At 57.6% G+C, this 5,287-nt stretch carries 6 protein-coding genes and 1 pseudogene; all 7 read left to right on the forward strand.

The genetic code is table 11. From position 1 onward, the window contains the following. The first annotated feature begins 96 nt into the window (after positions 1-96). Positions 97-1,443, forward strand: a complete 1,347-nt coding sequence (locus AACZ55_RS15370) for a UDP-glucose/GDP-mannose dehydrogenase family protein (protein ID WP_339647507.1) — start codon at positions 97-99, stop codon at positions 1,441-1,443. Next, entirely contained in the window at positions 1,440-2,453 is a 1,014-nt protein-coding gene (locus AACZ55_RS15375; protein WP_339647509.1) for an NAD-dependent epimerase/dehydratase family protein, read from the forward strand. Before AACZ55_RS15370 ends, AACZ55_RS15375 begins: the two co-directional genes overlap by 4 nt. Positions 2,454-2,693: 240 nt before the next feature. Next, positions 2,694-3,893 carry a 3'(2'),5'-bisphosphate nucleotidase CysQ gene (gene cysQ / locus AACZ55_RS15380; RefSeq protein ID WP_339647510.1) on the forward strand — a complete coding sequence of 400 codons (1,200 nt, stop codon included), beginning with the start codon at positions 2,694-2,696 and terminating at the stop codon, positions 3,891-3,893. Between the two features lie 44 nt (positions 3,894-3,937). Next, positions 3,938-4,231 carry a transposase gene (locus AACZ55_RS15385; protein ID WP_339647512.1) on the forward strand — a complete coding sequence of 98 codons (294 nt, stop codon included), beginning with the start codon at positions 3,938-3,940 and terminating at the stop codon, positions 4,229-4,231. An 8-nt stretch (positions 4,232-4,239) separates the two neighbouring features. Then, on the forward strand, positions 4,240-4,416 hold the full coding sequence (locus tag AACZ55_RS15390) for a hypothetical protein (protein WP_339647514.1): 177 nt from the start codon (positions 4,240-4,242) through the stop codon (positions 4,414-4,416). A 32-nt stretch (positions 4,417-4,448) separates the two neighbouring features. Continuing rightward, positions 4,449-5,036: pseudogene (locus AACZ55_RS15395) on the forward strand (transposase). Continuing rightward, on the forward strand, positions 5,033-5,287 hold a 255-nt coding region (gene tnpB, locus AACZ55_RS15400), incomplete at its 3' end, for an IS66 family insertion sequence element accessory protein TnpB (RefSeq protein WP_339647515.1). The pseudogene AACZ55_RS15395 and the gene tnpB, both read left to right, overlap by 4 nt.

Raw genomic sequence — 5,287 nt, forward strand, 5'->3', positions numbered from 1 at the left:
ACCCCGACATCATCCTCAACGGCGCAACAAAATCTCCAGAGGAAATGACCGAGGAGGTCTATAACACCCTCCTTGGCGCAATAAGGAGCTAGACCCATGCGCATTACAATGATCGGTGCGGGCTATGTGGGCCTTGTGAGCGGGGCATGTTTTTCCGATTTCGGGCACGATGTGACCTGTGTCGATCTCGACCAAAAAAAGATCGAGCGGCTCGAAAGAGGTCAAATCCCCATCTATGAGCCCGGGCTCGAAACTCTGGTGACCGAAAACGCCAAAGCGGGTCGACTGAGCTTTACCACCGATCTTGCAAGCGCGGTTTCGGGCGCCGATGTGGTCTTTATTGCCGTTGGCACACCTTCGCGGCGCGGGGACGGGTACGCCGATCTGTCCTATGTCCATGCAGCGGCCGCCGATATCGCAAAAGCGCTTGATGGGTTTACCGTCATTGTTACCAAATCGACGGTTCCGGTGGGCACCGGCGATGATGTCGAGCGCATCATTGCCCAGACCAGGCCCGATGCTGATTTCGTTGTCGTTTCCAACCCCGAATTCTTGCGCGAAGGCGCCGCGATCGAGGATTTCAAGCGCCCCGACCGGATCGTTGTCGGGCTCGAGGATCAACGGGCCCGCCCGGTCATGGAAGAGGTCTATCGCCCGCTCTATCTCAACCAGTCACCATTAATGTTTACCGGCCGGCGCACGGCCGAATTGATCAAATACGCGGCCAACGGGTTTCTGGCCATGAAGATCACCTTTATCAACGAAATGGCCGATCTGTGCGAAAAGGCCGGCGGGGACGTGCAGGCCGTGGCGCGCGGCATCGGGCTCGATAACCGGATTGGTTCAAAGTTTTTAAACGCCGGCCCGGGCTATGGCGGCTCGTGCTTTCCAAAAGACACACTGGCTCTGGTCAAGACCGGCCAGGATTTTGACGCGCCCCTGCGTCTGATCGAAACCACAGTGGCGGTCAATGATCAAAGAAAACGGGCAATGGGCCGCAAGGTGATTTCAGCCTGTGGCGGGGACGTGCGCGGCAAAACAATCGGTATTTTGGGACTAACCTTTAAACCCAACACCGACGATATGCGCGATGCGCCCTCGATCGCCATCATCCAGGCCCTGCGCGACGCCGGCGCGATCGTGCGCGCCTATGATCCCGAAGGCATGGAGGCGGCAAAAACCGTGCTCGAGGGGGTCGAGTATGCAAAGGACGCCTATGACGCGGCCGATGGTGCCGATTGTCTGGTTCTGGTCACCGAATGGAACCAGTTCCGCTCGCTCGATCTCAATCGGATAAAAAAGGCAATGACAGCCCCGGTCCTTGTCGATCTGCGCAATGTCTATCGTCGCCATGAGGTCGAGGCAGCCGGCTTTGTCTATTCGTCCATCGGACGGGCCCAGGATGTGACCGAACTCGACACCCACGGTGTGGCAGCCCAATGAAGATATTGGTGACCGGCGCCGCGGGCTTTATCGGCTATCACCTTTCCGAACGCCTTTTGGCCGATGGCCACGAGGTTTTGGGGTTCGATGGGATGACCGATTATTACGATCCGCGGCTTAAAACGGCCCGGCTTGCGCTTTTGCGCTATTCGAACCGGTTTTCCTTTATCCAAGCCATGCTCGAGGACGAGGGCGCAATCGAAGGCGCTGTGGCATCGTTTGCTCCCGATATCGTTGTTCACTTAGCCGCCCAGGCCGGGGTGCGCTATTCGATCGAGCACCCCCAGACCTATATCGATGCCAATCTTTCGGGCACGTTCAATCTTTTAGAAGCGCTGCGCGCCCATCCGGTCAAACACTTTCTGATGGCTTCGACCTCATCGGTCTATGGCGGCAATACCGACATGCCGTTTAAGGAAACCGATCGCACCGATTTCCCCGTTTCGCTTTATGCCGCGACCAAAAAGGCCGGCGAAGCGATGAGCCATTCCTATGCTCATCTGTGGAAAATCCCCACGACCTGTTTTCGGTTTTTTACCGTCTATGGCCCCTGGGGGCGCCCCGATATGGCACTGTTTAAATTCGTTGATGCGATCGAGGCCGATCGCCCCATCGATGTTTACGGCAATGGCCAGATGCGGCGCGATTTTACCTATATCGACGATTTGGTCGAAGCCATTGCCCGGCTGACCGAAACGATCCCCCTCGAGGGGGAACCGGTCACATTCGAGGGGGGCAGCGATTCCCTGTCTCCGGTTGCTCCCTTTCGGGTGGTCAATATCGCGGGCGGCCAGCCGGTCGAGCTGCTCGATTTTATAACGACGATCGAAGAAGCGCTGGGCAAGACCGCGCACAAAAACATGCTCGAGATGCAGCAGGGCGATGTGGTGGCCACATTTGCCGATGCGTCTCTTTTGAACGCCTTGACAGGGTTTGTGCCACAAATCGGTATTGATGGGGGGGTAAGGGCATTTGTCGACTGGTACGGGGCCTATAAAAATGCGGCATGAAACGACGATGACAAAGGGGCTCGCTTACATGCGCCAACTTGTCTCTACGCACATTTGCGATCGACAACTTCCCTTTGTGCACGTTTGCGATCAAAAATGGTCGTTTGCGAACATTCCCCGGCCTTCGGCCGTTGTTCGCCAATGGACATTTCCGATCATTTGCGCCTGATGCGCCCGGTTTGACCTCTGCCCCGCGTTTCGACCTCCAGACTGCCAAGCCAGAGAAAGGACTACCCCAGCATGGATCAGCAAACGCCCGCGTCCCCTTCCCTTGACCGGCAGGACAACCCGATATTGGCCGTGGCGCTCGAGGCCGCTCTCGCCGCTGGCGTAAAAATCATCGAGATCTATGGGCGCGAATTTTCGGTCGAAACCAAAGCCGACGCGTCTCCTTTGACTGAAGCCGACGTAGCGGCTGAAACACTCATCATCGACCGGCTCGCCAAAGCTTTCCCTGATATCCCCATCATTGCCGAAGAAGCCGTTGCTAACGGGATTGCGCCGGAGTGCGGGTCGCGGTTCTTTCTTGTTGATCCTCTCGACGGGTCGAAAGAATTCATTGCTCGAAACGGCGAGTTCACTGTCAACATCGCGCTTGTCGAAGACGGGGTTCCGGTGCTCGGGGTCGTTTTTGCGCCAGCGCTCAAACGCATCTGGTGGGGCAGCAGCGAGCACGGTGCCCAGGTCGGCCTTGTCGAGGACGGTAAAATCGTCGCTCCCGTTGCGATCACTGTTCGCGAAATCCCCGAAGAAGGGGTAACGCTTGTCGGCAGCCGCTCCCATGGCAGTGGCAAGGGCGATAGCCGGCTTTCAGAGCTTAAAATTGCCAGCTTCGTTTCAGTGGGCTCGTCGCTCAAATTCTGTCTTGTCGCTGAGGGCGGCGCCGATATCTATCCGCGCTTTGGTCGAACAATGGAATGGGACACGGCCGCAGGTGATGCCATTCTTCGTGCCGCTGGCGGCCACGTGCTCGATTTGGCCGGAAACCCTTTTGCCTATGGCAAGCGCAATCAGGCTCATGACAGCGATTTCGCCAATGGCGAATTCTGGGCCGTCGGCGATGGCGCTCTTGTTGCAAAAATCTGCCCGCCGGCCAGCGCCAATGATGTGGAGCCGACTGCGTTCAGGGATGTTGGCAAAGCTCTTTCCCATCTTGCGCGTCTTGAGGCTGAGAGCATCGAGATTTTTCGGGAGGTTGCTGCGAGTTTTGAGCGGCCTGTGATGATGTATTCGATCGGCAAGGATTCCTCGGTCCTGCTGCATCTGGCGCGCAAGGCGTTTTACCCCAGCCGCATCCCGTTTCCGCTTCTGCACATCGATACCACCTGGAATTTCGCCGAGATGATCGCGTTTCGCGATGCCATGGCAGAACGTTTCGGGTTCGAGCTGATCGTTCATACCAACCCTGAGCTACTCCCTGAAATTGGGGCACTGACGTAAGCTACAAATTGTTGTCTGCTGGTCTTCGACGATGGAGATCAGAGATGTCGAAACGCAAGCAACATTCGCCAGAGTTCAAAGCGAAGGTCGCCCTGGAAGCATTGAAGGGCGAAGAGACGGTATCGGAATTGGCGAGCCGGTTCGGAATCCACCCCACGATGATCCACCAATGGAAACGGGCGTTGCTCGAAGGGGCATCGGGTGTGTTCGAACGTGGCGGGCGCAAAAAGCCTGAGATTGACGATGAACAGGTCAAGGATCTGCACGCCAAGATCGGAGAACTGGCTGTCGCCAACGATTTTTTGTCACGAAAGCTCAAGCCCTGGGGCGGGAAGTGAGACGGGGGATGATCGAACCTGATCACCCCGTTCTCTCGATTGGCAAACAGTGCACGCTGCTGTCGCTCTCGCGTTCCTCGTTCTACTACACGCCGAAAGGCGAGACCGAGATCAACCTTGTCCTGATGCGCAGGATCGATGAGCAATTCCTGGTGACGTTGCCCCTTGGAGCTAATCCAGTTTGAAATAGACTCTGGCCCATCAAAAAGGACCAGAGATGAAGCGCAACAGGTTCAGCGAAGAACAGATTATCGGTATCCTCAAGGAGCACGAGGCGGGGGTTCCGGTCGCCGATTTGTGCCGGAAGCACGGCGTGAGCAATGCCAGCATCTACGTAGGCCTCCGTTGAGGGCCGCCTTGGCCTGAGCGGCCGATCTGGTAGCAAACTATCAGTATGGATATCCTTACTGACAAAAGTCGCGTTGAGCGGCTCGAGATTGTGGACACAGGCCGGCGCCGGCGGTTCAGTGATGCGGAGAAGATCCGGATCGTTGAAGAAAGCTTGTCGGCCCCGCGAATGGGTTCGGCGACCGCACGACGGCACGGAATTGCGGTGCCATTGCTTTTTGCCTGGCGCAAGGCGTATCGCGACGGCCAGCTGGGCAACGAGGCGCCTTCGTTTTATCCGGTGCGCTTGGATGGGATTGGGGGTCATGCCAGCGATGGCAGCCTTCCACCAGAGCCGCCCAGGGATGGTTCAGCCAGTCCTGTCGAGATCGTGCTGCGCAATGGTCGCCGCATGATCGTGCGCTCCGATATCGCCCCGTTTGCGCTGGGACGTTTGCTCGATGTGGTGGACCGATGATCCCGGTTCCGAGCGGGACCCGGGTATGGCTGGCGGCCGGCCACACTGACATGCGCAAGGGGTTCAACTCTTTGGCCCTGGTGGTCCAGGAGGTGCTCAAGCGCGACCCCCACTGCGGACATCTGTTCGTGTTCCGGGGTCGCAAGGGCAATCTGGTTCGCATCATCTGGCATGATGGCCAGGGAGCATGTGTTTTTACAAAGCGGCTCGAGCGCGGGCGTTTCCTCTGGCCCTCACCGGCCGATGGTGTT

The sequence above is a fragment of the uncultured Pelagibacterium sp. genome, assembly GCF_963972885.1.
Classification (GTDB): Bacteria; Pseudomonadota; Alphaproteobacteria; order Rhizobiales; family Devosiaceae; genus Pelagibacterium; species Pelagibacterium nitratireducens.

Excerpts from the sequence above, each read along its gene's own strand:
- cysQ (WP_339647510.1), top strand. The coding sequence starts at position 2,694 with ATGGATCAGCAAACGCCCGCGTCCCCTTCCCTTGACCGGCAGGACAAC.
- AACZ55_RS15385 (WP_339647512.1), top strand. The coding sequence starts at position 3,938 with ATGTCGAAACGCAAGCAACATTCGCCAGAGTTCAAAGCGAAGGTCGCC.
- AACZ55_RS15375 (WP_339647509.1), top strand. The coding sequence starts at position 1,440 with ATGAAGATATTGGTGACCGGCGCCGCGGGCTTTATCGGCTATCACCTT.
- AACZ55_RS15390 (WP_339647514.1), top strand. The coding sequence starts at position 4,240 with ATGATCGAACCTGATCACCCCGTTCTCTCGATTGGCAAACAGTGCACG.
- AACZ55_RS15370 (WP_339647507.1), top strand. The coding sequence starts at position 97 with ATGCGCATTACAATGATCGGTGCGGGCTATGTGGGCCTTGTGAGCGGG.